Origin of the sequence: Formosa sp. S-31 (genome assembly GCF_051172795.1) — a bacterium.
Classification (GTDB): domain Bacteria; phylum Bacteroidota; class Bacteroidia; order Flavobacteriales; family Flavobacteriaceae; genus Formosa.
This window is the reverse complement of sequence record NZ_JAENDK010000007.1, coordinates 106,721-131,843: the sequence shown is the minus strand read 5'-3', so window position 1 is coordinate 131,843 and position 25,123 is coordinate 106,721. Positions and strand designations below refer to the sequence as shown.

Annotated in this window: 23 protein-coding genes; 15 read left to right on the top strand and 8 right to left on the bottom strand. The window is 35.6% G+C overall.

What is annotated here, in order from left to right; genetic code table 11:
* The first annotated feature begins 4 nt into the window (after window positions 1–4).
* Window positions 5–982, top strand: a complete 978-nt coding sequence (locus I3217_RS08875; RefSeq protein ID WP_435049406.1) for an SDR family oxidoreductase — start codon at window positions 5–7, stop codon at window positions 980–982.
* A gap of 86 nt (window positions 983–1,068) precedes the next feature.
* Here I3217_RS08875 and pckA read toward each other — a convergent pair whose 3' ends face one another.
* Genes pckA through I3217_RS08860 form a run of 3 tightly spaced genes read right to left on the bottom strand, consistent with a single transcriptional unit; the run spans window position 1,069 to window position 3,805 of the window.
* The gene (gene pckA / locus I3217_RS08870; RefSeq protein ID WP_435049405.1) at window positions 1,069–2,706 is read right to left on the bottom strand and encodes a phosphoenolpyruvate carboxykinase (ATP); all 1,638 of its coding nucleotides are present in this window, start codon (window positions 2,704–2,706) and stop codon (window positions 1,069–1,071) included.
* 7 nt (window positions 2,707–2,713) lie between these two features.
* Window positions 2,714–3,007 (bottom strand): hypothetical protein, encoded by a 294-nt coding sequence (locus tag I3217_RS08865; RefSeq protein ID WP_435049404.1) that lies wholly within the window; start codon window positions 3,005–3,007, stop codon window positions 2,714–2,716.
* 12 nt (window positions 3,008–3,019) lie between these two features.
* Window positions 3,020–3,805, bottom strand: coding sequence for a universal stress protein (locus I3217_RS08860; protein WP_435049403.1), 786 nt, complete (start codon window positions 3,803–3,805; stop codon window positions 3,020–3,022).
* 175 nt (window positions 3,806–3,980) lie between these two features.
* On the opposite strand from I3217_RS08860, the gene I3217_RS08855 reads away from it, so the two are divergent.
* Entirely contained in the window at window positions 3,981–5,363 is a 1,383-nt protein-coding gene (locus I3217_RS08855) for a hypothetical protein (RefSeq protein WP_435049402.1), read from the top strand.
* A 103-nt stretch (window positions 5,364–5,466) separates the two neighbouring features.
* Here I3217_RS08855 and I3217_RS08850 read toward each other — a convergent pair whose 3' ends face one another.
* Window positions 5,467–6,132, bottom strand: a complete 666-nt coding sequence (locus tag I3217_RS08850; protein ID WP_435049401.1) for a YceI family protein — start codon at window positions 6,130–6,132, stop codon at window positions 5,467–5,469.
* A 152-nt stretch (window positions 6,133–6,284) separates the two neighbouring features.
* Between I3217_RS08850 and I3217_RS08845 the strand changes: the two genes are divergently transcribed.
* The 6 genes from I3217_RS08845 (at window position 6,285) to I3217_RS08820 (ending at window position 12,739) form a co-directional block, all read left to right on the top strand.
* Window positions 6,285–6,830, top strand: coding sequence for a nucleotide exchange factor GrpE (locus tag I3217_RS08845; RefSeq protein WP_435049400.1), 546 nt, complete (start codon window positions 6,285–6,287; stop codon window positions 6,828–6,830).
* Between the two features lie 57 nt (window positions 6,831–6,887).
* Window positions 6,888–8,015 carry a molecular chaperone DnaJ gene (gene dnaJ, locus I3217_RS08840; RefSeq protein ID WP_435049399.1) on the top strand — a complete coding sequence of 376 codons (1,128 nt, stop codon included), beginning with the start codon at window positions 6,888–6,890 and terminating at the stop codon, window positions 8,013–8,015.
* A 413-nt stretch (window positions 8,016–8,428) separates the two neighbouring features.
* Window positions 8,429–9,358, top strand: coding sequence for an ABC transporter ATP-binding protein (locus tag I3217_RS08835; protein ID WP_435049398.1), 930 nt, complete (start codon window positions 8,429–8,431; stop codon window positions 9,356–9,358).
* Between the two features lies 1 nt (window position 9,359).
* Window positions 9,360–10,673: an ABC transporter permease gene (locus I3217_RS08830; protein WP_435049397.1), complete on the top strand. Its 1,314-nt coding sequence runs from the start codon at window positions 9,360–9,362 to the stop codon at window positions 10,671–10,673.
* Window positions 10,674–10,675: 2 nt separating this feature from the next.
* The gene (locus I3217_RS08825; protein WP_435049396.1) at window positions 10,676–11,527 is read left to right on the top strand and encodes a mechanosensitive ion channel family protein; all 852 of its coding nucleotides are present in this window, start codon (window positions 10,676–10,678) and stop codon (window positions 11,525–11,527) included.
* 48 nt (window positions 11,528–11,575) lie between these two features.
* Complete coding sequence (locus I3217_RS08820; protein WP_435049395.1) at window positions 11,576–12,739, top strand: sigma-54-dependent transcriptional regulator; 1,164 nt, start codon at window positions 11,576–11,578, stop codon at window positions 12,737–12,739.
* Window positions 12,740–12,790: 51 nt separating this feature from the next.
* Here I3217_RS08820 and I3217_RS08815 read toward each other — a convergent pair whose 3' ends face one another.
* Complete coding sequence (locus I3217_RS08815) at window positions 12,791–13,534, bottom strand: hypothetical protein (RefSeq protein WP_435049394.1); 744 nt, start codon at window positions 13,532–13,534, stop codon at window positions 12,791–12,793.
* 116 nt (window positions 13,535–13,650) lie between these two features.
* Between I3217_RS08815 and I3217_RS08810 the strand changes: the two genes are divergently transcribed.
* From I3217_RS08810 to nadB, 5 genes are all read left to right on the top strand, one after another.
* Complete coding sequence (locus tag I3217_RS08810; RefSeq protein ID WP_435049393.1) at window positions 13,651–14,529, top strand: PPK2 family polyphosphate kinase; 879 nt, start codon at window positions 13,651–13,653, stop codon at window positions 14,527–14,529.
* A 74-nt stretch (window positions 14,530–14,603) separates the two neighbouring features.
* Window positions 14,604–15,974 (top strand): M20/M25/M40 family metallo-hydrolase, encoded by a 1,371-nt coding sequence (locus I3217_RS08805; RefSeq protein ID WP_435049392.1) that lies wholly within the window; start codon window positions 14,604–14,606, stop codon window positions 15,972–15,974.
* A 2-nt stretch (window positions 15,975–15,976) separates the two neighbouring features.
* The gene (locus tag I3217_RS08800) at window positions 15,977–16,567 is read left to right on the top strand and encodes a hypothetical protein (protein WP_435049391.1); all 591 of its coding nucleotides are present in this window, start codon (window positions 15,977–15,979) and stop codon (window positions 16,565–16,567) included.
* Window positions 16,568–16,726: 159 nt separating this feature from the next.
* Window positions 16,727–17,722: a quinolinate synthase NadA gene (nadA, locus tag I3217_RS08795; RefSeq protein ID WP_435049390.1), complete on the top strand. Its 996-nt coding sequence runs from the start codon at window positions 16,727–16,729 to the stop codon at window positions 17,720–17,722.
* Between the two features lie 2 nt (window positions 17,723–17,724).
* On the top strand, window positions 17,725–19,299 hold the full coding sequence (gene nadB / locus I3217_RS08790) for an L-aspartate oxidase (RefSeq protein WP_435049389.1): 1,575 nt from the start codon (window positions 17,725–17,727) through the stop codon (window positions 19,297–19,299).
* Window positions 19,300–19,358: 59 nt separating this feature from the next.
* On the opposite strand, the gene lysA is transcribed toward nadB, so the two are convergent.
* Window positions 19,359–20,564, bottom strand: a complete 1,206-nt coding sequence (gene lysA / locus I3217_RS08785; RefSeq protein ID WP_435049388.1) for a diaminopimelate decarboxylase — start codon at window positions 20,562–20,564, stop codon at window positions 19,359–19,361.
* A gap of 177 nt (window positions 20,565–20,741) precedes the next feature.
* Here lysA and sucC point away from each other — a divergent pair, with 177 nt between their 5' ends.
* Window positions 20,742–21,932, top strand: coding sequence for an ADP-forming succinate--CoA ligase subunit beta (gene sucC, locus I3217_RS08780; protein ID WP_435049387.1), 1,191 nt, complete (start codon window positions 20,742–20,744; stop codon window positions 21,930–21,932).
* Between the two features lie 38 nt (window positions 21,933–21,970).
* Here sucC and I3217_RS08775 read toward each other — a convergent pair whose 3' ends face one another.
* Window positions 21,971–22,306 (bottom strand): DUF1456 family protein, encoded by a 336-nt coding sequence (locus tag I3217_RS08775; protein ID WP_435049386.1) that lies wholly within the window; start codon window positions 22,304–22,306, stop codon window positions 21,971–21,973.
* 380 nt (window positions 22,307–22,686) lie between these two features.
* On the opposite strand from I3217_RS08775, the gene I3217_RS08770 reads away from it, so the two are divergent.
* Window positions 22,687–23,088, top strand: coding sequence for a TerB family tellurite resistance protein (locus I3217_RS08770; RefSeq protein ID WP_435049385.1), 402 nt, complete (start codon window positions 22,687–22,689; stop codon window positions 23,086–23,088).
* A gap of 2 nt (window positions 23,089–23,090) precedes the next feature.
* On the opposite strand, the gene uvrB is transcribed toward I3217_RS08770, so the two are convergent.
* Window positions 23,091–25,091 (bottom strand): excinuclease ABC subunit UvrB, encoded by a 2,001-nt coding sequence (gene uvrB / locus I3217_RS08765; RefSeq protein WP_435049384.1) that lies wholly within the window; start codon window positions 25,089–25,091, stop codon window positions 23,091–23,093.
* Window positions 25,092–25,123 lie beyond the last annotated feature (32 nt).

Here is a 25,123-nt window from a genome sequence, read left to right as displayed (position 1 = left end):
TGCCATGTACGATACAGTTTATCATCCATACGATTTATCCGACACCAGTTTTTTAATTACCGGCGGCGCTGGATTTATTGGTTCTAATATTGTAGAATATTTGCTTAAATACAACGCCAAAAAGGTTAGAGTACTGGATAATTTTTCCAATGGATATAAGGAAAATTTGTCGGCGTTTAAATTTAATCCGGCATTCGAACTTCTGGAAGGCGATATAACAGATCTGGAGACCTGTAAAACAGCGGTTAAAGGTATGGACTATGTAAGTCATCAGGCAGCTTTAGGATCAGTTCCGCGTTCTATAGAAAACCCAATAGCAACTAATAATGCCAATATTAACGGGTTTTTAAATATGCTTGTAGCTGTAAAAGACAGCGATTCAGTTAAACGCATGGTATATGCGGCCTCGAGTTCTACCTATGGCGATAGTAAAAATTTACCGAAATTAGAATCGGTTATAGGGAAACCATTATCTCCATATGCTGTCACAAAATATGTAAACGAATTATATGCCGATGTTTTTGGAAAAACTTATGGAACTGATGTTATAGGTTTACGTTATTTTAATGTATTTGGTCCTAAACAGAGTCCCAATGGCGCTTATGCAGCGGTAATTCCTTTATTTATGCAGGCATTAAAAGAAGATAAATCGGCAAAAATTAACGGAGATGGGGAGCAAACTCGCGATTTTACTTTTGTCGATAATGCAGTGCAGGCTAATATAAGAAGCTTTTTTGCTCCTAAGGAAGCGTCTAACGAAGTTTTTAACGTGGCTTGCGGAGAACGTATCAGTGTTAATCAATTGTGGGATGCTTTGAGAGAGGCAGCAAATTCAAATTTAAAACCGGAATACGGACCGGCACGACAAGGTGATGTTCGCGATTCGCTTGCAGATATTTCTAAAGCAGAGACTTTGTTGGGATATAAACCTCAATTTACAGTTGCAGAAGGATTAAAAATTACCTGGAACTGGTTTTCTTAATTTACAAGACATCAGTTTTTATTTTACTAAGAGTTAAAAAGGCTGCCTCCCGGCAGCCTTTATATAAAAATAATTCAAAAAGTACATCAGAAATTTGCGTCTAATGTATGATGTGTATCAATTAGTGGACCTCCTTGAACAATTTCATCTGAAGCTTGATTTGCAAACTTGTCGAAGTTAATGTGGAAGGAATGTGCTAATTGAATGGATTTACTTATGTATTCTCCTTTTTGTAACCAGGTGTTTATAGGGTCTAATATTTCTGTAGGAACACCAGGGCAATATTCCGGCATGTGCAGGCCGAAAATCGGATGCGTTTTATAGAGCACATTATCCAGCTGACCTTTAAGGATAGCTGTAATCATAGCTCTGGTATATTTTAGTTTAATTCTCGAACCAACACCATATGGGCCGCCACTCCAGCCAGTATTAATTAACCACACATTTACATTGGCTTCTACCATCTTAGCGCTTAACATTTCTGCATAGTTTGCAGGATGAAGCGGCATAAACGGTTCGCCAAAACAGGCAGAGAATGATGGAACAGGTTCTGTTATTCCAGCTTCGGTTCCAGCAACTTTTGCAGTGTAACCAGAAATAAAATGATACGCTGCTTGTCCGGGAGTTAATTTGGATACAGGAGGTAAAACACCAAAGGCATCACAGGTTAAAAAGAAAATGTTTTTTGGATTAGCTGCGAAAGACGGACTAACGATGTTGTCTATATGATTTATAGGATAGCTTACTCTTGTATTTTGTGTAATGGAACTGTTTGAAAAGTCAACTTCTTTTGTGCCCGGTTTAAAGCAAATGTTTTCTAACATGGCTCCGGGTTTTATGGCTCGAAAAATATCAGGTTCTTTCTCCTCGGTTAAGTCTATAACCTTGGCATAACATCCGCCTTCAAAATTAAAAATGATATTTTCTTTTGTCCACCCGTGTTCATCATCACCTATTAATTTTCTGTTTGGGTCTGCAGACAGTGTGGTTTTTCCTGTTCCCGACAATCCAAAGAAAATAGCTGTATCGCCGTCTTGTCCCACATTGGCTGAGCAATGCATAGGTAATACGTCTTTTTCTATTGGTAATATTAAATTTAAGGCAGAAAAGATGCCTTTTTTAATTTCGCCGGTATAGGCACTACCTCCAATTAATGCAATTTTTTTACTAAAGTTTAAAATGGAAAAATTTCCGTCATTTAATCCTAGTTCTGTTGGGTTTGGAGCTAAATATCCAGGTGCACAGACAACTAACCATTCTTCTTCAAAGTTTTCCAGATCTTCCTCGTTGGTAAATTGTAAAAACATGTTTTTTACAAAATAGTTAGACCAAGGGTATTCCGTAATGGTTCTTACATTCATCTGGTAATCCGGATGCGCACAAACATAACCGTCACGGATGTAAAGTTCCTTGCCAGATAAATAATTTGTGATTTCGTCATAAAGTAACTCAAAATTCTCGGGAGAAATTGGTTTGTTTATGCGTCCCCACCATACTTTATCTTTAGTGTAATCGTCTTTAACTAAGTAACGATCCTTAGGGGAGCGACCAGTAAATTTTCCGGTGTTGACACATAAAGTTCCGTTTTCAGTTTCTGTACCCATGTTTTTATCAAGGGTAATTTTTTGTAGTTCTTCAGGAGGTAAATTCCACTTTAATTTAACACCATTAAAACCATATTGTCTTAAATCATGAACTTTTTGTTGTTCTAATATTGTTTCCATAATGTAATTATTTAAATGTTAGGTTTTCCTCTTGAATAACCAGCGAATCAATCAGTCGTTTACTTATATCATGTTTGCCAGAGTGGTTTGGTATATATGTGGTTTTGCGTTTGTTTTTTAATTTTAAAGCATAAAATAGGCCTGTAACGGGCAGTATTACAGGCCTTGTTGCTATTAATTTGTCTGATAGTTTTTCAAAAAAGCATATCTGCATTTTTACCATAACAGCTAAGTTTGATGTGTAACTTTGCTGGTTTAGTACAGGTGATGGCATACAGAATTTAAGGGCTAATGCAGACATGCTTTTTTGTTTTTAAAGGTCTATTGCTAATAATGGTATTTTAGTTTGCTGACTCAAGGCTTTTGTTAGTTTTCCTTGTGATGTTATAGGGGTTTCTGCATGATTTTTTGGTAAAATGGCCACGAGATCTATGTCGTTTTCTTCAACATAATTAAATAAGCCATGTACTATATCTTTATCTTCAATAAAGGCATGATGTGAGTAGAAATTTTCTAAATGATAAATAATATCATTTTCATTCTTCTCATCATTTTCTGTATATCCATAACCGCCGTCTTCTTTCACTATGGTTAATACACTAACAATGGCATTAAATCGTCTTGAAACGTCAAGAAGTACATTTAATACTTCGTTGTTATGAATTTTTTCTTTGTCAATAATTAATGCTATTTTCTTAACATCGATTTTTGTGTAATCTGTAGGAATAACTATTACCGGACATTGGGCTTCAAGAACAAAATCAGACGTTTTAGATTGTAAATGACAATCGGATTTGTCCGGGCAAGTTCCCATAATTACTAAATCTACAGGAGTTTTACTTTGTAAATGAAGTAGGGCATCTATTATTTTTCCTTTTGCAATGATTGATACAATTGGATTTGTTAGTGAATTACTGTATTGGGTTACAATTTGCTCTAATTTGTCTTCGGTTTCCAATGAAATATCTCCTTCGACTACATGTGCCAATATAATTCTTGCATTAGGGTCATTTTGAATAAAATGAACCGCATACTTCAAAGCATTGGTAGCCACTTCAGAAAAATCAAATGGGACTAAAATTGTGGATATCGTTTTCATGTCGAATTATTTTTATACTATAAAGATACGACCTATCCTAAGGAGAAATAATGACAAAAGTCATAGATTAGTCTCATGCGATGTATTAATTTTGTTGGTTATGTTGTTGAAAAACAGCAATTTGTGAAAATAAGACGTTTTCAAACGTTTTAGTTTTAGAATTTAAATTATCCAAATGCAATACTTAAAAATCTATCTTCAAAAAGCGTTTTTTTTCGATCTTTTAACCTTAAAAAATCTTGTTTTTATTTGTTTTTTATTCATTCTGAATGGAAAACTTTTAGCTCAGGAAAAAAAAGTTGCTAAAAAAGGAAATTTAGCCTGGCAGTTAAGCGAAAATCCCGATATAAAATTGGCGTTAAGTGCATCTGGACAAGTTTGGTACGCTTACACTCAATGGAATCCGGGAAGTCTTGATGACGATGGACATTTTAAATCGTATAGCTACGATTTATCGCTTAGAAGGTTGCGTTTGGGTTCTGTCTGGAGCGTGGGGGACAGATTTAAGTTTTACGCTATTTTTGGAGAAAATAATTACAATAAAGTTACTACAAAATCGCCTCTAATTAAAGAGATGGATGTATATGGAACTTATAAATTTTCAGATGCAATAAATTTGGCTGTAGGGAAATCTACATGGGATGGTTTATCCCGATTAACAGCGCCGTCTACAACCACAATGTTGGCTATTGATTTACCTTTGATAGCTCAGCCTACATTAAACAGAACTGATGACATTACAAGAAATACTGGAGTGTTTTTGTTTGGCGATATCGGGCGTTTAGATTATAGAGTCGGAATCATCGATCCTTATAAAAATTCATATACCGGAGCCAGCATCCCTGCTTTAGAAGAGGGGAAATACGAATTTGAATATGATAAGTTGAATTTACAATACACAGGATATTTTAAATACGATTTTTTAGAAAAAGAACGCGCTTTAAGTCCTAATTTTAAAGGAACTTATCTGGGAGAGAAAAAATTATTGTCTGCCGGATTGGGATTTAAATATCAGAAAGACGCTTTAGTAGGACTCGAGCAAGGAGAGCAGACTTATAAAGATATGAAATTGTGGTCTGCCGATGTATTCTGGGATTTACCAATACAAACGTCTTTTGCACGATTATTTTCCGGGTATGTCGGGTATTTTAATTACGATTTAGGTCCGGACTATATTCGAATGATTGGTGTGGATAATCCGGCAAGTGGTTTTGATAGTTCAGTAGCTGAAATTAACGGAAAAGGAAATGGTTTCCCCGCTGTAGGTACTGGGAATTCTGTGTTTTACCAAATGGGATTATTGTTAGGACAAAATACATCTAAAGGGCAATGGAAAAATATCCAGATGTATGCTAACGGTCAGTTAAGCGATTTTGACGCTTTGGATGAGTTGATGTATTGTTATGGTTTCGGCCTGAACTGGTATGTAAAACATCAGAAAGTAAAATTCTCTTTAGGTGCAGAACATCGTCCTGTATTCTCTGAAATAGATGGATTAAATGTTCAAACCGACAGAAAATGGATGGGCGTTTTACAGGCGCAATTTGTTTTAAAATAGTTTGAATTGCATTAGAGTTAAGGTTAGCAAAGAGTATAATTAAAACGGCACCATTGAAATATCATTGGTGCCGTTTGTTTTTTAGGTTATACTTAATTTGTTATTAGATAGCGTTAACCGTAATTTTTAATTCTATATCATCGTTTATAAACTTGTCTCCAAGGTCATCGAACACAGATTTCGATTTAAAATTAATACCCCATTGCGTTCTGTCTATAGTAAAAGGTTCGCTCACCAAAGTTAATTGGTCTCCTGTTTTTGAAATAGTCACCGGAAACGAAACGTTCTTTTTAATTCCTTTTAAGGCAAGATTGCCAGATAAAATATCCTTACCGGTCTCGTCTTTTGTTAAACCAGTAATTTCAAAGGCTGCACTAGGGAATTGCGTTACATTAAAAAAGTCGCCTTCTTTTCCTTCAACAGTTCCTTTTAAATGGGCTTCAAGATTGGTTTTCATATTACCTTCAGCATCAAGTACATTTATGCTGTTCATGTCAATAAGGGCTGTACCACTTATTAGTTCTCCATTCTCTGTGTTTAAAACACCGTTTTCAATTTTTATCGTGCCAAAATGGGTTCCTGTAGGTTTAAAACCTTTCCATTCTATTGTCGATTTCTCGGTGTCAATTTTATATTTTACAGCCGTATTATCGGCTACTGCAACTGGCTCGGCAGCCGTAGCTTCGGTTTTTTTGGTGTCATTTTTGCAGCTAATTTGAGTTGTAGCAATGCATGCCATTGTTAAAACGGTTAAAAGACCTTTTTTCATAATGTTTATTTTAGGGTTTAATCTCAAAAATAAATAAAATAGTATGCCGATATAAAATTTATATCGAAAATGTTTGTGACATTTTGGCAAATATCGAAACATGGCAGTACTTTTGCCATTCATCGATAGTGTTTATTTAAAGTAAAAAAGACATGAGTACAAAAGATAATCAGGAAGACATTCTAAACGAAAATATAGAAGAGCAAGTAGAACAGGCAGAGGAGCAGGCTGCTGAAACTGAAACTGTTTCTGCTGAAGAGGAACTGCAAATAAAACTTAAAGAGGAAAAAGATAAGTTTTTACGTTTATTTGCAGAGTTTGAAAATTATAAAAGACGAACTTCCAAAGAGCGTGTAGAGCTGTTTAAAACAGCGAACGAAGATGTTATGAAAGCACTTTTACCGGTAATGGACGATTTTGACAGAGCTTATATTGAAATATCTAAAACTGAGGAAAAAGACCTGTTAAAGGGTGTGGAATTAATAAGTAATAAACTTAAAAGCGTTTTAAAAGGCAAAGGTTTAGAGCAAGTTGAAGCTGCCGCAGGAGATGCTTTTAATGCAGACCATCACGAGGCAATTACTCAAATTCCGGCACCAAGCGAAGAGTTAAAAGGTAAAATTATAGATGTTATTGAAAAAGGTTACAAATTAGGAGATAAGGTTATTCGTTTCCCTAAAGTTGTAATCGGACAATAAGTACTTGTAATAAAATATTACGAAAACATTTTTTAAAGGTCGAAAGTGACACACACTATGAAGAGAGATTATTACGAAATTTTAGGAGTTAGTAAAAGCGCTTCTGCAGCAGAAATAAAAAAGGCGTACAGGAAAAAGGCGATTGAATTTCACCCTGACAAAAATCCGGATAATAAAGAAGCTGAAACTAAATTTAAAGAAGCAGCCGAGGCTTACGAGGTGTTAAGCGATGCCGATAAGAAGGCGCGTTACGATCAGTTTGGTCATCAGGCTTTCGAAGGCGGTGGCGGATTTGGTGGCGGCCATATGAATATGGACGATATCTTTAGTCAGTTTGGAGATATTTTTGGCGGCGCTTTTGGCGGTGGTGGCGGATTCTCAGGCTTTGGTGGGGGATTTGGTGGCGGTCAACGTCGTGCCAAAGGAAGTAATCTTAGAATTCGTGTAAAACTTACTTTAGAAGAAATTGCAAACGGCGTAGAGAAAAAAGTAAAAGTAAGACGTAAAGTTCAGGCAGAAGGAACAACATATACTACATGTTCTACGTGTAATGGATCTGGACAAGTTACTAGAATTACAAATACTATTCTAGGGCGTATGCAAACCGCATCGCCATGTACGGCCTGTGGTGGTTCAGGACAGACTATAGACAAAAAGCCTAACGATGCAGATGCACAGGGTTTAATTGTAAAAGAAGAAACCGTTTCTATTAAAATTCCGGCTGGAGTTGTAGATGGTATGCAGTTAAAAGTTACCGGTAAAGGTAATGAAGCACCGGGAGCTAATGGTTTGGCAGGCGATTTGTTGGTGGCTATAGAAGAAGAAGAGCACAACAGTTTACAACGAGAAGGCGATAACTTACATTTCGATTTATATATTAGCGTGCCTGATGCTATTTTAGGAACTTCTAAAGAAATAGAAACTGTAACGGGTAAGGTTCGAATTAAAATTGAGGCAGGGACGCAATCTGGAAAAATATTACGCTTACGCGGAAAAGGAATTCCAAGCATTAACGGCTATGGAAAAGGTGATCTTTTAGTACATGTTAATGTGTGGACACCAAAAACGCTAAGTAAGCAACAAAAGGAATTTTTCGAGGCGATGAAGGAAGATGACCATTTTTCTCCAAAACCAGAAAGTTCTGATAAGTCATTCTTTGAGAAAGTAAAAGATATGTTTTCTTAAACAACTAAGTAGATTATAAAAAAAAAAGCTCCACCGTATTCGATGGAGCTTTTTTTTATGTAGGGTATTAAACAATGTCTGTTTTAGTTCTGAATTGCGATTTTAATGTTTTAAGGAATTGATTTTGGTTATTTTTTAAAAAATATATTAAAATTTTAAAGCATTTTTAATTTAAAGTATTATATTTGGAATATTACTAATTGACTTTAGTGATAATTTTTCTTTTTCATAGCAATTTTTTTCCCACCCTTAAATGTAAGTTTAAGGGTGGGTTTTGTGTTTTTAGGGATTTTTTTGAGATGCCATAATTTAATAATCGGTTAAAAAGTGGCTTTGAGCCACTTTTTTTGGTTATGTTAATACGGTTGGTTTACATTTAATATATTTACATCCTCAATTAACTAAACTCGCGAATGAGCAACATATTAGAAGCGCATACCATTTCTAAAAAATTTGGTGAATTTACTGCGCTTAATAAGGTCTCTATACAAGTTCCTAAAGGCAGTATTTTTGGTTTGCTGGGACCTAACGGAGCAGGAAAAACCACATTAATTCGTATTATAAACCAGATAACAGTTCCAGATCAGGGACATGTTATATTAGATGGCGAGCCTTTACAGAACCATCATATACAGGATATCGGGTATTTACCAGAAGAACGCGGTCTTTATAAATCGATGAAAGTAGGGGAGCAGGCTTTGTATTTAGCTCAGTTAAAGGGTTTAAGTAAATCTGAGGCTAAAAAACGCTTGCATTTCTGGTTCGATCGTTTAGAAATTGGCGACTGGTGGAATAAAAAAATTCAGGAGTTATCTAAAGGGATGGCTCAAAAAATACAGTTTGTGGTTACCGTATTGCATCAGCCAAAATTATTAATCTTTGATGAACCTTTCTCAGGGTTCGATCCTATAAATGCCAATTTAATTAAAGACGAAATTTTAAGATTGAGAGATGAAGGTGCTACGGTAATTTTTTCAACTCACCGCATGGAATCTATAGAGGAGTTGTGCGACCATATTGCGTTAATTAATAAGTCGAATAAAATTCTCGATGGAAAATTGACAGATATTAAGCGCCAGTTTAAAAGCAATACGTATGAGATTGGAATAAAAACACATGAGGTGGAGGCTTTACACAAAGAAATAGCTACATCCTTTAATGTATCTCCGGCTCAATTTAAAACCATAGACGAACAGTTAAAATTAAATGTGCGGTTAAACGAAAGTCAAAGACCAAACGACTTATTGAGCTATTTAACGACCAAGGGGGAAGTATCTCATTTTGTTGAATTATTGCCTAGTACTAACGATATTTTTATAAAAGCCGTAAAGAATAATAGTTAATATGAATCATCTGTCACTTATTATTAAACGCGAATATTTAACTAAGGTTAGAAATAAAGCGTTTATTGTTATGACTATTTTAAGTCCTGTTATATTAATTACACTAATTGCAGTAGTGGCTTACCTGTCTCAGGTAAATAGCGAAAAGGTGCGTACTATTGCTGTATTGGACGAATCCGGTTTGGTAAAAGATGCTTTTGTAGATACAGAAACCACCAAATATAAAATATTAGACAGGATAGAGCTTGAAGCGGCTAAAGTTTTGGTAAGGGCTGAGGAAGATTATGGTTTGTTGTATATTGAAAAAAGTCTGGATGTCAATTATCTGGAAGATCATATAAAGTTTTATTCTGAAGAGTCTCCTTCTCTTTCTGTGATTTCAGATTTAGAAGATAAACTGGAGAAATCGTTAACCGATGTTAAATTGGTTCAGGAGGGTGTAGATCTGGATAAAATAGCATCTTCAAAAATAAACGTTGATATTTTTCAGGAAAATTACGCCGGGGAAACTACTTCTAAAGAAGAAAGTATTATAAAACTGGTATTTGGTGGGGCTGCCGGATATTTGTTATTTATGTTTATCATTATTTATGGAAACATGATAATGCGTTCTGTTATCGAAGAAAAAACAAGCAGGGTTATCGAAGTCATTATTTCATCGGTAAAACCAATTCAGTTGATGCTGGGTAAAATAATAGGAACTTCATTGGCTGGAATCACTCAGTTTATAATCTGGATTATTTTGGGAGGAGTGCTCATGTTTTTAGTGAGTATAATTTTCGGAATAGATTTAACACATATGCAAACACCTCAGCAGGAAATAGTACAGCAGACAATGGAAGGACAGGCTATGAGTGAAAATACTCAGGCGGTCATAACTGCTTTCCTGAATTTACCAATGGGTAATTTAATTCTGGCTTTTGTGTTGTTTTTCATAGGTGGTTATTTGTTATATAGTTCTATGTACGCCGCTATTGGAGCTGCTGTAGATAATGAAACAGATACGCAGCAATTTGTGCTGCCACTGCTTATGCCGTTAATTTTAGCAGTGTATATTGGGTTTTTTACCGTGATAGAAGATCCGCACGGAACGGTCTCTACAGTATTCTCGTTTTTACCTTTTACCTCTCCGGTAGTTATGCTCATGCGTATTCCTTTTGGTGTTTCTATTTGGGAGCAATTACTGTCTTTATTAATTTTGTTAGGAACATTTTTGTTCACCGTGTGGTTTGCCGCCAAGATTTACCGAGTTGGAATTTTAATGTATGGTAAAAAGCCAACATATAAAGAATTAATAAAATGGATTAAATATTAGGGATGAAGCAAATTCTGGATTTTCTTAATTATACATTTCACATCACAAAAGACATTTCTGTTTCTGTAAAAGGAATATTTGTCATAATAATAGTAATTATAATAACTAAAAGACTACTTAGATTTTTTAGTAAAGTTGTTTCTAAAAAACTGCCTGAAGATGACAAAGTAAAGTTCGATATGTTGTTTTCTTATGGTAGCTGGATTATTTATCTTATTATATTATTAATAACATTTCATTCCATAGGAATAAATGTTACCGCAGTTTTTGCGGCTTCAGCAGCGTTATTAATAGGTGTAGGTCTTGCCTTACAGACTTTGATTCAAGATATCATTTCAGGTGTTTTTATTTTAGTAGATCAATCCGTACATGTTGGAGATATCATTCAAATTGAAGATAAAGTTGGGCGTGTAGAAGAAATTAAATTAAGAACGACCAGGGCAGTTACCATAGATAATCGTGTTATTATAATTCCTAATCATATTTTTCTGGCGAACAGCCTGTATAACTGGACACAAAACGGAAAGGAAACAAGAGATTCTGTTACGGTTGGTGTGGCTTACGGTAGCGATGTTCAGTTGGTAAAACGTTTGCTGCTAAAATCTATAGAAGACATTCCTGAAATTTTAAATTTCCCTGAACCTAAAGTGCATTTTTTAGATTTTGGAGACAGTGCACTTACCTTTAGGGTGGTATTTACTTTACGGGATAGTTTTTTGGGGGAAGGCCCGAGAAGTGATGTGCGATTTAAAATAGATAAACTGTTTAGGGAACATAATATTGCAATTCCATTTCCGCAACGCGATATTCACGTGGTGTCGACTCCTGATTTAAAAAAGAATAATCTTGTTTAAAATTCTTACTTTAGAGCTAATAAGATACTAGAGTATAAATAAAATTATATGCCAAAAATATTAATAGTAGAGGACGAAGCGGCGATCAGACGGGTTTTGACTAAAATTCTTACAGAAGAAAATGAAGCTTATCAGGTTGAAGAAGCTGAAGATGGCTTAATTGGAATCGAAAAAATAAAGAACGAAGATTACGATCTGGTGCTTTGTGATATTAAAATGCCTAAAATGGATGGCGTTGAGGTTTTAGAAGCAGCAAAACTTGTGAAGCCGGAAATACCAATGGTAATGATATCCGGGCATGGCGATTTAGATACAGCAGTGCAGACAATGAGATTAGGTGCTTTCGATTATATATCGAAACCACCGGATTTAAACCGTTTACTAAATACCGTTAGAAATGCCTTAGATAAAAAAGATCTTGTAGTTCAGAATAAAATTCTGAAAACCAAGGTAAGTAAGAATTATGAAATGGTAGGAGAAAGCGAAGCCATTTCAAATATAAAAGACATAATAGAAAAAGTTGCCGCTACCGAGGCCCGTGTTTTAATAACGGGGTCTAATGGGACAGGAAAAGAATTAGTAGCGCACTGGTTACATCAGAAAAGTGATCGCGCTAAAGGGCCTATGATAGAGGTAAACTGCGCAGCTATTCCAAGCGAATTAATAGAAAGCGAGCTTTTTGGTCATGTAAAAGGGGCTTTTACCAGTGCAAATAAAGATAGAGCCGGGAAGTTTGAAGCTGCTAATGGAGGAACTATTTTTCTGGATGAGATTGGAGATATGAGTTTGTCTGCACAAGCAAAAGTGCTACGGGCTTTACAGGAAAATAAAGTGCAGCGCGTAGGTAGCGATAAAGATATTAAGGTGGATGTTCGTGTAATTGCAGCTACAAATAAAGATTTAAAAAAGGAAATAGAAGACGGGAAATTTAGAGAAGATTTGTATCATAGATTGGCCGTGATTTTAATTCCGGTACCAGCTTTAAACGACAGACGCGAGGATATTCCGTTATTAATAGACTATTTCTCGGGAAAAATAGCTGCAGAACAGCGTATAGGTAAAAAGGAATTTTCGAAAAAGGCTGTAAGTCTGCTTCAGGATTATGACTGGACAGGGAATATTCGGGAATTAAGAAATGTGGTGGAACGCCTAATTATTTTAAGTAACACAGAAGTTACAGAGCATGACGTAAAGCTGTACGCCTCTAAGTAGTAGAATGAAAAAAGCCCTTTAATAAAATATTAAAGGGCTTTTTTATTGAGATTAATCGTTATCGGCACATTGATTTAACTGCGATAAATAACTTGCAGTTAATTGTTTTAATGTATTTAAGTAATGCGATTTAATCTGGTCGATACTTTTTGATATCAATTCGTTTTCTTCTTCGTTTTGAGTAATATCTAAAACTTCAGATTTACAATCACAGATTTCAAGCGCCTTGTTATACACTTCAATATTAGATAATACGATTGCTTTATTTTGCCCGATTAACAATTGTTTAATCTGGCGTAATTCCAGTTCTTTTTGCTCGGCAAGTTTCAGTTGATCATTGCTAACAGAACTTGACGTTATAATCGGAGCAGAGGGTGTTGCAGAGGCTAAAGATGTAGAGTTGTTGACTAATGGTAAGTCTGAAGCTCCTACAGCCGTACATTTATCCAAGGCATTCATTGTGTTTTTAGCGCCTTCAATGGCACGTTTGATAAAAAAACGGGCGTCTTCAAAAGTTTTAGCTCGATCTACTTTTTCCAATGTTTCAATATTGTCGTAAGTTAGATTGTTAGCCACTTCGCATTTGCAGGTTTTAAATTTGTCCTGAGCACGTTCAAAAGCTTTTAAAGATCGATTAGCGTAATATTGCAGATGCGTTAAATTATTCGCTTCGAAAGCATCTTTAACATGGGAGTACGCATACGATAAATCGGATTGAACATCAGAACATTGGGAAAATCCTTTAAAAGGTGTGCACAAGAGTAAGGCCACACCAAGAGTGTAGAGTTGTTTCATAGTATTTGGGGTTATGAATAGGTAGCATAAAATTAATAAAAAAATAGAAACAGGCTGTTTTTTAAAGCGTTTTTGTTTTTACTATCTTTAGAAGACATAAACCGATGTAATGCCTTATGAAGAAAATTGAAATTAAAGACTTCGAAATAGACTCTCAGATATTCATTAAGAACCTTCAAACTAAAGTTGATCTGAATACCTCAGCAAGGAAAATTCAGAAGAAAATGGAAAAGGTTAGGATGAAACTGGGGAAACTTCAGGATAAAATGTATGCTCATGGAAAGTATTCGGTTTTATTGTGTTTACAGGGTATGGATACTGCCGGTAAGGATAGTCTGATAAGGGAAGTTTTTAAAGATTTTAATGTCCGGGGAATTGTAGCTCATAGTTTTAAATCGCCAACCGATTTAGAACTTAAACACGATTATCTGTGGCGTCATTATATCTGTTTGCCGGCCAGAGGTAAGTTTGGTATTTTTAACAGAACACATTACGAAAATGTTTTGGTTACCCGTGTCCATCCTGAGTATATTTTAAATGAAAACATTCCCGGAATTAATGAGGTAAGCGATGTAAATGATGCGTTTTGGGAACGTCGTTTTAGAGAAATAAATAATTTTGAACAGCATGTAGCCGATAACGGTACCATTATTTTTAAATGTTTCCTTAATCTGTCTAAAACAGAACAGCGAAACAGACTTATAAGACGCTTGAATAAGCCTGAGAAAAACTGGAAATTTTCTGCAGACGATTTAAAAGAACGCGATTTGTGGGATGCGTATCAAAGCTGTTATGAAGATGCGATAAACAGAACCTCGAAACCTCATGCACGCTGGTATAACATACCTGCCGATGATAAACCTACAGCTCGTCTAATAGTGGCAACAATTCTTTATGAAACTTTGAAAACCTATACTGATATAAAAGAACCGGAACTGGAAGAAAGCGTAAAACGAAATCTTGAATTATATAAATCTGAACTGGAAAACGAATAAATTTATTTCAGGTTCTGTGTTAAAAAACGGTTTATACTGTTATATTTAAGCCTTAAATCTTACAAATATTCCCCATGAAAAAAACAATAGCTGCATTAGCCTTAAGTTTATCATGTTCGGTTTTCTCTCAGACCGACGAAGCTGTGTTTAAAACTATCTATAATAAAGCCCTGCAAGACCATCAGGCTTACAACTGGCTGGACTATTTGTCTAACAATATAGGAGGACGTTTGTCCGGATCTTTAAATGCACAACGTGCTGTAGACTGGGGTAAAGCATCTTTAGAAGAAATAGGACTGGATAAGGTATGGTTACAACCGGTTATGGTGCCAAAATGGATAAGGGGAGCAAAAGAGTATGCTTATTTTGAATCGTCAAGTGGACAAACTACAGAAGTTAATATTTGTGCTTTAGGTGGCTCTGTGGCAACACCGGCTTTGGGATTAAAGGCAGAGCTTGTTGAAGTTCATAACTTCGAGGAACTTGAAAAACTCGGGGAAGCCAACATTAAAGGGAAAATAGTATTTTATAACCGCCCTATGGAAGTCGAATTAATAGATACCTTTAGGGCATATGGTAATTGTGTGAATCAGCGCTATAAAGGGGCTGAAGAAGCTGCAAAATATGGTGCGGTTGGTGTTATCGTGCGATCCATGAGTCTGAAAATTGATGATTTACCACATACAGGGAGCATGTCTTATGGCGATTTGCCTGTGAGTAAACGAATTCCTTCAGCAGCAATTAGTACCAAACAGGCTGATTTATTAAGTCATGTTTTAACTCTTGATAAAACCGCTAAGTTTTATTTTAGACAAAATTGTAAGCAGTTAGAGGATGTAAAGTCGTATAACGTTATTGGTGAAATTACAGGTTCGGAAAAACCGAATGAATATTTAATTGTAGGGGGGCATCTGGATTCCTGGGATCTGGGAGACGGAGCACACGATGACGGGGCTGGTATTGTACAATCTATGGAGGTTTTAAGATTGTTTAAAACTTTAAACATTAAACCTAAGCACAGTATTCGTGTGGTAATGTTTATGAACGAAGAAAACGGGCTGCGCGGTGCAACAGAATATGCTAAAGTAGCTAAAGAAAAAGGGGAAACTCACGTGGTTTCTCTAGAAAGTGACTCTGGAGGATTTACACCCAGAGGATTCTCTTTTGATTGCCAGGACTCTACTTTAGACAAAGTTTCAACATGGACGACATTATTTAAACCCTATTTAATTCATTATTTTGAGAAAGGGCATGGCGGAGCTGATGTGGGACCATTAAAAACAAATGCTAATGTTACTGTTGGTCTGCGGCCAGATTCTCAACGCTATTTTGATCATCATCATGCCGAGAGCGACACGTTTGAGGCTATTAACAGCAGAGAATTAGAATTAGGAGCTGCTTCGATGACCGCTTTAATCTATATGTTTGATAAATACGGGATTTAAATATGAAATTTAAACTGTTAATTGCCGTAATACTGTTCATGCAATTTTCAACAATGAGAGCACAGGAAAATTCAGAATTACCATATTATGAAATTACGGAGTATGCCCAGAATTATACAGCAGGAACTGTTGCAGCACGTCTAATAGACGGGTTGGGCTTTCGGTACTACTGGGTTTCTGAAGCTTTAACATCAAAAGACCTAGAATATAGATTAAACGAAGAAGGCAGATCTACTTTGGAAACCCTTCAGCATATATATGACTTGTCGACAGTAATTCGGGATGCAGCTTTAAAAGTTCCACACATAAAAGAGACTTTAAAAAAGCCAATGACTTACGTGGAGTTAAGGTCTGAAACCCTAAAGAATTTAAAAACAGCTTCAAATATCATATCAAAAGAAGATAATCTGGAGCAGTTTAATATGGTGTTCAGAAGTCCTAATGGCGATAAAACCGTGCCATTCTGGAATGCTATAAACGGTCCAATAGAGGATGCTGTATGGCATTGCGGACAAATTGCTGCGTACAGAAGAGCTTCGGGAAATTCAATAAGTTCGAAAGTAAATCATTTTATGGGGACTGTTAATAACTAAGACTTTCATTATTGATTTGATAAAACGCAATCAAAACACATGCTTCTAAATTTTAAATCCTTAACGTAGGCCTGACTATTAATGGGAAAATACCTTAAGTAAAGATTAAAATAACGTTATAAAATTCATTATTTTTGATGCTTATTTTATAATGTAATTATGGACTTTGTAGAAGATAGTATAAAGGAGCTGGGATATATTCCTGTAAAGGAAACAGCTCAGGAGATTGATTATGTAGCGGAAATCAAAAAGTTAAAAGAAGAGAAAAACGCCGTAATTCTGGCGCATTATTATCAGGAGCCTGTTATACAGGATTTAGCAGATTATGTAGGAGATAGTTTAGGGTTGTCTTATAAGGCAGCTGAGACTGATGCAGATTTAATTGTATTTGCCGGAGTGCATTTTATGGCCGAAACAGCAAAAATTTTAAATCCATCTAAAAAAGTAATCTTACCCGACTTAAAAGCAGGTTGTTCTCTTGCCGATTCTTGTAGTGCAGAAGATTTGGCAGCATTCAAGAAAAAATATCCAGACCATTTAGTTATCACTTATGTAAATACTTCGGCAGAAGTTAAGGCAATCAGCGATTTATGTGTGACGTCATCCAACGCAAGAAAAATTGTAGATTCAGTGCCTTTAGATCAGCCTATTATTTTTGCACCGGATAAAAATTTAGGGGCCTGGATACAAAAGGAAACAGGACGCGATATGGTATTATGGGACGGCGCCTGTATTGTGCATGAAGCTTTTTCTATGGATAAATTACTGGCGGTTCATAAAGAACACCCGAAAGCCAGAATCATAGCGCATCCAGAATCGGAAGCACATTTATTGAAGATAGCCGAATATGTGGGGTCTACAGCCGGACTTATTAATTATGTAAAAGAAAGTCCTGCAGATGAGTTTATTGTAGCTACTGAGGCAGGAATTCTTCATGAAATGCAGAAAGAGGTGCCAAATAAGCATTTAATTCCTGCGCCTGCAAAAGAAAATAATACCTGTGCGTGTAGTGAATGTGCCTATATGAAAATGAATACTTTGGAAAAACTGTATACCTGTATGAAGTATGAGTTACCGGATGTGCATGTGGATGAAGCTATTCAGAAACGTGCCTTATTGCCAATTCAGCGTATGCTGGAGATTTCATCAAAATAGACATGAGTACATTTAAAACAGACGTTTTAATTCTGGGGTCTGGAGTTGCAGGGTTAACCACAGCTATTCGCCTGGCAAAGGAGATGCCGGAAAAGGAGGTTTTTGTAGTAACAAAAGCCAACGAGAGTGAATCGAATACCAAATATGCTCAGGGAGGTATTGCGGTAGTCTGGGATAAACTTGATTCTTTTGAAGATCATATTAAAGATACTTTGATAGCAGGGGAGTACTACAACGATCCTGAAGTTGTAAAAATGGTAATCGAAGAGGCGCCAGCCTGTATGAATCAATTATTATCCTGGGGTGCAGATTTTGACTACGGGAAAGAAGGAGAATTTGATTTAGGTAAGGAAGGCGGACATTCAGCTAACAGAATTATTCATCATAAAGATATTACCGGGCTGGAGGTGGAGCGTACATTGTTAAAACAAGTAGCGCGCTTAACCAATATAAAATTGTTGCCTTACCATTTTGCAATAGACCTAATTACAGATCATCAACTAGGTGAAAATGTTGATACGAAAGAAAGTATTGGCTGTTACGGGGCCTATATTTTAAATCAGAAAACCAACGCTATAGAACCATATATTGCGGCCAAAACCATTATATGTACTGGAGGAATCGGTCAGGTATATGCTTCAACTACTAATCCGTTAATTGCTACGGGAGATGGTATTGCTATGGCTTGTCGGGCCAAGGCAAAGATAAGGGATATGGAATTTGTTCAGTTTCATCCAACGGCTTTGTTTGAGCCGGAGCAAAGTCCGTCATTTTTAATTTCAGAAGCAGTCCGTGGTTTTGGTGCCTATTTAAGAAATAAGAAAGGCGAACGTTTTATGCTCGATATAGATGAACGTGCCGAACTTGCCCCGCGCGATGTGGTTGCACGTGCCATAGACCATGAAATTAATGCCACAGGAGACCGGCACGTATATCTGGATTGTAAGCATTTAGACTATAACGCTTTTATAAAGCATTTTCCAAATATTAATGAAAAATGCCTGGAGATAGGAATCGATATAAGAAAGCATATGATTCCGGTTGTGCCAGCTTGCCATTATGCCTGTGGAGGTATAGAAGTCGATAAAAATGGATTGACTTCAATTAAAAATTTATATGCGGCTGGGGAATGTTCCAGTACAGGATTACATGGGGCCAATCGTCTGGCTTCAAATTCTTTACTGGAGGCTTTGGTGTATGCAAACCATATTGCGGATGATATTATATCAGTTCAGAATAATTTGAATGTGGATGAGGTAGATGTTCCGGCTTGGAACGATGAAGGAACTTCGAAACCTAAAGAGTTAATATTAATTACGCATTACAGAAATACCATACAGCATATAATGTCCGATTTAGTGGCAATCGTACGTACTGATAGTAAATTAAGGGAAGCTGCGAAACACTTAAAATATGTGGAAGATTCAACACATGAATTATATGTTGGATCTAAATTATCAGTTCAGATTTGTGAACTCCGTAATTTAAATACAATAGCTAATTTAATTGTAGAACAATCTCAAGGTAGAAAAGTTAATATGGGAGGTTTTTACAATACAGATCTAATCAAAAACTAGTGAAATAGAATTGGTAAGACATAAAAAAAGCGTTAACCTCGGTTAACGCTTTTTTACTGTTATAAAGTTACTTCAACTTGATTTTTAATAATGTCGTCAAAAGTTTCGCGCTCTCTAATTAATAACGCCTGATCTTTGTGCCAAAGCACTTCGGCAGGGCGGAAACGAGAGTTGTAGTTTGAAGACATGGAATAACAGTATGCTCCGGCATTGTCGAAACATAAAATGTCACCTTCGTTAATCTCGTTTATTCTGCGGTTGTTCGCAAATGTGTCAGTTTCACAGATATAACCCACTACTGAATAAAAACGCTCACGACCTTTCGGGTTCGAAATGTTTTTGATTACGTGTTGAGATCCGTAAAGCATCGGACGAATTAAGTGATTAAAACCAGAATCTATCTGAGCAAAAACAGTAGAAGTAGTTTGCTTAACCACATTAACTTTAGCTAAGAATTTACCAGCTTCACTAACCAAGAACTTTCCTGGTTCAAAACCTAAAGTTAAATCTTTGCCATATTCTTTACAGAACTGGTTAAAACGTTTGGTTAGTTTAGTACCAAATTCTTCTATATTGGTTTCAATGTCACCTTCAGAATAAGGTACTTTAAATCCTGAACCGAAATCTAAAAATTCTAAATCTTTAAAATGTTTAGCAGTGTCAAACAAAATTTCACTAGCATATAAGAATACGTCTATATCAAGAATATCACTTCCTGTATGCATGTGTATACCATTAATGTGCATCTTGGTGTTTTCAACTATTCGTAAAATGTGAGGAATCTGGTGAACCGAAATTCCAAATTTTGAATCGATATGACCAACAGAAATATTAGCATTACCACCAGCCATAACATGAGGGTTTATACGGATACAAACCGGTATTTTAGGATGCTTAGTTCCAAATTGTTCTAAAATAGAAAGGTTGTCTATATTAATTTGTACACCTAAACTAGATGCCATTTCAATTTCTTCTAAAGACACTCCGTTAGGAGTAAAGATAATCTGTTCCGGCGCAAATCCGGCTTTTAAACCTAACTGCACTTCCTGAATGGAAACCGTATCTAATCCGGCGCCAAGCGTATGCATTAATTTAAGTATAGAAATATTCGATAAGGCCTTTACTGCATAGTTTATCTTTAACTGTTTCACCTTATTAAATGCAGATGTTAAACGTTTATATTGAGACACTATTTTTTCAGAGTCGTACACATACACCGGACTTCCAAAGTCGTTTGCAATTTTTAATAAAGTGTTATTATTCATTTTTTAGTTAAATTAAATTCGGCGCAAATTTATGAAGTTTTTATTAGTTACAATCGTATTATTTGTCATAAAATCAAATAAAAGGACATCTAAATAATAAACAGGGAATAGATGAGAAAAAATATTGGTAAAACGATATAGGATGTTTACTTTTGTTTGCATTAAATTTAGACACTAATGAATTTACACGAATATCAAGGAAAAGAAATTTTAAGTAGTTTTGGCGTACGTATTCAAAGAGGTATTGTTGCTCAAAATGCTCAAGAAGCCGTTACAGCTGCAAAACATTTAACATCAGAAACAGGAACCAGCTGGTATGTTGTTAAAGCTCAGGTTCACGCCGGTGGACGTGGAAAAGGTGGTGGAGTTAAACTTGCCAAAAATTTACAAGAAGTAGAAGCGCTTTCAGGTCAAATTATAGGGATGAACCTTGTTACACCTCAAACTTCTGCTGAAGGTAAAAAAGTACACCAGGTATTAATTGCCGAAGATGTTTACTATCCTGGAGAAAGTGAAACAGAAGAATTTTATATGTCTGTTTTATTAAATCGTGGTACTGGTCGTAATATGATTATGTATTCTACAGAAGGTGGAATGGATATTGAAACTGTTGCAGAGGAAACTCCACATTTAATTTTTACTGAAGAAGTAGATCCTGCAGTTGGAATTTTACCATTTCAGGCCAGACGTATTGCTTTTAACTTAGGTTTGTCTGGTAATGCATTTAAAGAAATGACTAAGTTCGTTACAAGTTTATATACTGCTTATGTAAAGTCTGATTCTTCTTTATTTGAAATTAACCCGGTTTTGAAAACCAGTGATAATAAAATTTTAGCTGTAGATGCTAAAGTAACTATCGATGATAATGCACTTTACAGACATAAAGATTACACAGATTTACGTGATTTAAGAGAAGAAAACCCTATTGAAGTTGAAGCTAAAGAAGTAGGATTAAACTACGTAGATTTAGATGGAAATGTGGGATGTATGGTAAACGGTGCAGGCTTAGCTATGGCAACGATGGATTTAATTAAGCAGGCAGGTGGAGAACCAGCTAACTTCTTGGATGTTGGTGGTACTGCAGATGCTGCTCGTGTTGAAGCTGCGTTTAAAATCATTTTAAAAGATCCTAACGTAAAAGCTATCCTTATTAATATTTTTGGTGGTATTGTACGTTGTGACCGTGTGGCACAAGGTGTTATTGATGCTTATAAAAATATGGGTAACATAAACGTGCCAATTATTGTACGTTTACAAGGAACAAATGCTGATATTGCTAAAGAATTAATCGACAATTCCGGATTAGCCGTTTTAAGTGCTACTGAATTCCAGGAAGCTGCTGATAAAGTACAGGAAGTTTTAGCTTAATATTTTAAGCAATCATAATATTTAAAAAAGCGTCTGACTTAATTGTCAGACGCTTTTTTATTTGATGGTGAATTTTTGAAATTCTTTTTGGTTCCGGATTTTAATTTCTTGGAATCTTTTTCCAAATTATCTTTTTTAGGTTTCGTTTCCTTTTTAGGCATTGGCCCTCGTAAATGAATTACCAGCCCGTTTAAAAAATTACGAAGAATCTGGTCGCCACATTCCATATATTTAGGATGGTCTTCTCGTCTGAAAAATGCGCCCAATTCACTTTTGCTAATTCTAAAGTCTACAAGGGCTAAGATATTTACTATATCTTCGTCTCTTAGTTTATGGGCAACACGTAATTTTTTTAAAATATCATTATTAGTCATAATTCTTCTGTTTTTCTATAATCCAAATAGTTGAACTTAAACCTTTTTAGAAAAAGTACAGTTGACGTTTTGGAGAATTTTCAAAATTAGCCATTTTTTTGTCGTTTTTTCTCTAAAAGTTTATTCAAAATATCAATTTTGTTAAATGATTTAACTTATTGTTTTTCAGGTGTTTATGTGTTTGTTTTTTAGTGCTTTTTATTTAGAAAAGTTTAAAATAATATTTGTAATCATCACATTATTAATGTGTTAAGTTGGATGAAAGCGGTGGAATAACCGATTAAAAACATACTACTTTTCGATAAGATACATTTTATGCATGATTATAAAAAATCTATTATCGGTAACTTTATGATATTATAAATTTTACTCCCTCTTTTATGATAAATCGTGTTGAAAAATTGAGTTTGTTATCGGAAATGATAGCATTCGCAAAAACAGATGCAAGTATTAAATCCATTGAATATAATTTTCTTTTAGGAGTATCTCAGCAATTGGATATTTCAAAGGAAGATTTCGATTATTTAATTAAACATCCTATCGCTTACAAGCATGTTGAATCATACAGTGAACGCATCGTGCAGTTTCACAGGTTGGTGCTTTTAATGAATTTAGACAATCAACGTACCGAAAAAGATATTATAAAATTATTCGATTTTGGGTTACGAATGGGGTTAAGTCATGAATCTATAAATAAGGTGCTTTATTTAATGGATGGATTTCCTAATAAAATAGTACCTCCAGATGTTTTGATTGACATATTTAAAGTTCAGTATAATTAAGACTACTTTAACTGGTCTAATTTATCCTGATAGTTTTTTATTTCGTCTCTGTATTTTGCGGCTAACATAAAATCAAGTTCTTTGGCAGCATTTTCCATGAGCTTACGTTTTTCTTTTATTTTTTTCTCTAACTGGGGTTTAGATAAGTATTCGCTTTCTGGCTCAGCGGCTTTTTTAGCTTCTATTTCGTAATGGTAAGTGCTTACAGAATTTTTGGCAAGAGCACTATCCAAGTTTTTATTAAGAGCTTTAGGCGTTAAATTGTGTTTAGTATTGTAATTGATTTGTTTCTCTCGTCTGTAGTTCGTCTCATCTATGGTTTTTTGCATGCTGTTTGTAATTTTATCAGCATACATAATAGCTTTTCCGTTGAGGTTTCTTGCGGCTCGTCCTACAGTTTGAGTTAAAGATCGTGCGGATCTCAGAAAGCCTTCTTTATCCGCATCCAAAATGGCCACTAAGGAGACTTCCGGTAAATCCAGACCTTCTCTTAACAGGTTTACACCAACTAAAACGTCAAACAAGCCTTTTCGTAAATCCTGCATAATTTCTACACGTTCCAGAGTATCTACATCGCTGTGTATGTAACGGCATCGTACTTGTATGCGATCCAGATATTTTGTTAATTCTTCTGCCATACGCTTGGTTAACGTCGTTACTAAAGTGCGTTCATCTTTTTCTACCCGAAGCTGGATTTCTTCAATTAGATCATCTATTTGATTTAAACTTGGCCGCACTTCGATAATCGGATCTAAAAGTCCTGTTGGTCTTATGACTTGTTCCACATAAATTCCGTCGCTTTTTTGTAATTCGTAATCGGCAGGCGTGGCACTCACATAAATCACCTGATTTTGAAGCGCTTCAAACTCTTCAAATTTTAAAGGACGGTTATCCATTGCAGCAGGGAGTCTAAATCCATAATCCACTAAATTTTCCTTTCTGCTGCGATCTCCACCATACATGGCGTGAACCTGAGAAATGGTAACGTGGCTTTCGTCTACAACCATTAAGTAATCATCGGGGAAATAATCCAATAAACAGAACGGGCGTGTCCCGGGTTGTCTGCCATCAAGATATCTTGAATAGTTTTCAATACCAGAACAATACCCTAATTCTCTAATCATTTCCAGGTCAAATTCAGTACGTTCTTTAAGTCGCTTGGCTTCTAAATGTTTTCCAATCTCTTTAAAGTAATCGTGTTGTTTTACTAAATCATCCTGAATATCTTTAATAGCGTTTTGAAGGACTTCCGGAGAGGTTACAAACATGTTCGCCGGATATATGTTTAAACGGTCGTATTTTTCAATAACCTCATTGGTCTGAACATTAAAAGCTTCTATTTCTTCTATTTCATCACCAAAAAAATGAATTCGGAAAGCATCGTCAGCATAACTAGGAAACACATCTACGGTATCGCCTTTTATTCTGAAATTTCCATGGTTAAATTCAGCTTCAGTTCTGGCATACAAACTCTGTACTAAGCGATGTAATAATTTAGTTCTAGATATAACCTGATCCCGTTCCAGAGAAATCACGTTTTTTTGAAATTCAACAGGGTTTCCAATACCATATAAGCAGGAAACTGAAGCGACAACTAAAACATCTCGCCTTCCCGATAACAGTGATGATGTGGTGCTTAATCGTAATTTTTCAATCTCTTCGTTAATCGATAAATCCTTTTCGATATAGGTTCCGGATACCGGGATATAGGCCTCCGGTTGGTAATAGTCGTAATAGGATACGAAATATTCTACCGCATTGTCTGGAAAGAATTGTTTAAATTCAGAATACAACTGTGCCGCCAGAGTTTTGTTATGTGCCAATACTAAAGTAGGCTTTTGTACTTCCTGTACTACATTGGCAACGGTAAAGGTTTTACCCGATCCTGTAACACCCAAAAGTGTCTGGTATTTTTCATTGGCATTTATGCCTTCTGTTAATTGCTTTATAGCAGAAGGCTGATCTCCTGTAGGTTCGAACTCTGATTTTATTTTGAATCGCATAGGTCAAAAATAATGTATTTCTTTGGCAGGAT

Excerpts from the sequence above, each read along its gene's own strand:
- I3217_RS08875 (WP_435049406.1), top strand. The coding sequence starts at position 5 with ATGTACGATACAGTTTATCATCCATACGATTTATCCGACACCAGTTTT.
- pckA (WP_435049405.1), bottom strand. The coding sequence starts at position 2,706 with ATGGAAACAATATTAGAACAACAAAAAGTTCATGATTTAAGACAATAT.
- I3217_RS08865 (WP_435049404.1), bottom strand. The coding sequence starts at position 3,007 with ATGTCTGCATTAGCCCTTAAATTCTGTATGCCATCACCTGTACTAAAC.
- I3217_RS08860 (WP_435049403.1), bottom strand. The coding sequence starts at position 3,805 with ATGAAAACGATATCCACAATTTTAGTCCCATTTGATTTTTCTGAAGTG.
- I3217_RS08855 (WP_435049402.1), top strand. The coding sequence starts at position 3,981 with ATGCAATACTTAAAAATCTATCTTCAAAAAGCGTTTTTTTTCGATCTT.
- I3217_RS08850 (WP_435049401.1), bottom strand. The coding sequence starts at position 6,132 with ATGAAAAAAGGTCTTTTAACCGTTTTAACAATGGCATGCATTGCTACA.
- I3217_RS08845 (WP_435049400.1), top strand. The coding sequence starts at position 6,285 with ATGAGTACAAAAGATAATCAGGAAGACATTCTAAACGAAAATATAGAA.
- dnaJ (WP_435049399.1), top strand. The coding sequence starts at position 6,888 with ATGAAGAGAGATTATTACGAAATTTTAGGAGTTAGTAAAAGCGCTTCT.
- I3217_RS08835 (WP_435049398.1), top strand. The coding sequence starts at position 8,429 with ATGAGCAACATATTAGAAGCGCATACCATTTCTAAAAAATTTGGTGAA.
- I3217_RS08830 (WP_435049397.1), top strand. The coding sequence starts at position 9,360 with ATGAATCATCTGTCACTTATTATTAAACGCGAATATTTAACTAAGGTT.
- I3217_RS08825 (WP_435049396.1), top strand. The coding sequence starts at position 10,676 with ATGAAGCAAATTCTGGATTTTCTTAATTATACATTTCACATCACAAAA.
- I3217_RS08820 (WP_435049395.1), top strand. The coding sequence starts at position 11,576 with ATGCCAAAAATATTAATAGTAGAGGACGAAGCGGCGATCAGACGGGTT.
- I3217_RS08815 (WP_435049394.1), bottom strand. The coding sequence starts at position 13,534 with ATGAAACAACTCTACACTCTTGGTGTGGCCTTACTCTTGTGCACACCT.
- I3217_RS08810 (WP_435049393.1), top strand. The coding sequence starts at position 13,651 with ATGAAGAAAATTGAAATTAAAGACTTCGAAATAGACTCTCAGATATTC.
- I3217_RS08805 (WP_435049392.1), top strand. The coding sequence starts at position 14,604 with ATGAAAAAAACAATAGCTGCATTAGCCTTAAGTTTATCATGTTCGGTT.
- I3217_RS08800 (WP_435049391.1), top strand. The coding sequence starts at position 15,977 with ATGAAATTTAAACTGTTAATTGCCGTAATACTGTTCATGCAATTTTCA.
- nadA (WP_435049390.1), top strand. The coding sequence starts at position 16,727 with ATGGACTTTGTAGAAGATAGTATAAAGGAGCTGGGATATATTCCTGTA.
- nadB (WP_435049389.1), top strand. The coding sequence starts at position 17,725 with ATGAGTACATTTAAAACAGACGTTTTAATTCTGGGGTCTGGAGTTGCA.
- lysA (WP_435049388.1), bottom strand. The coding sequence starts at position 20,564 with ATGAATAATAACACTTTATTAAAAATTGCAAACGACTTTGGAAGTCCG.
- sucC (WP_435049387.1), top strand. The coding sequence starts at position 20,742 with ATGAATTTACACGAATATCAAGGAAAAGAAATTTTAAGTAGTTTTGGC.
- I3217_RS08775 (WP_435049386.1), bottom strand. The coding sequence starts at position 22,306 with ATGACTAATAATGATATTTTAAAAAAATTACGTGTTGCCCATAAACTA.
- I3217_RS08770 (WP_435049385.1), top strand. The coding sequence starts at position 22,687 with ATGATAAATCGTGTTGAAAAATTGAGTTTGTTATCGGAAATGATAGCA.
- uvrB (WP_435049384.1), bottom strand. The coding sequence starts at position 25,091 with ATGCGATTCAAAATAAAATCAGAGTTCGAACCTACAGGAGATCAGCCT.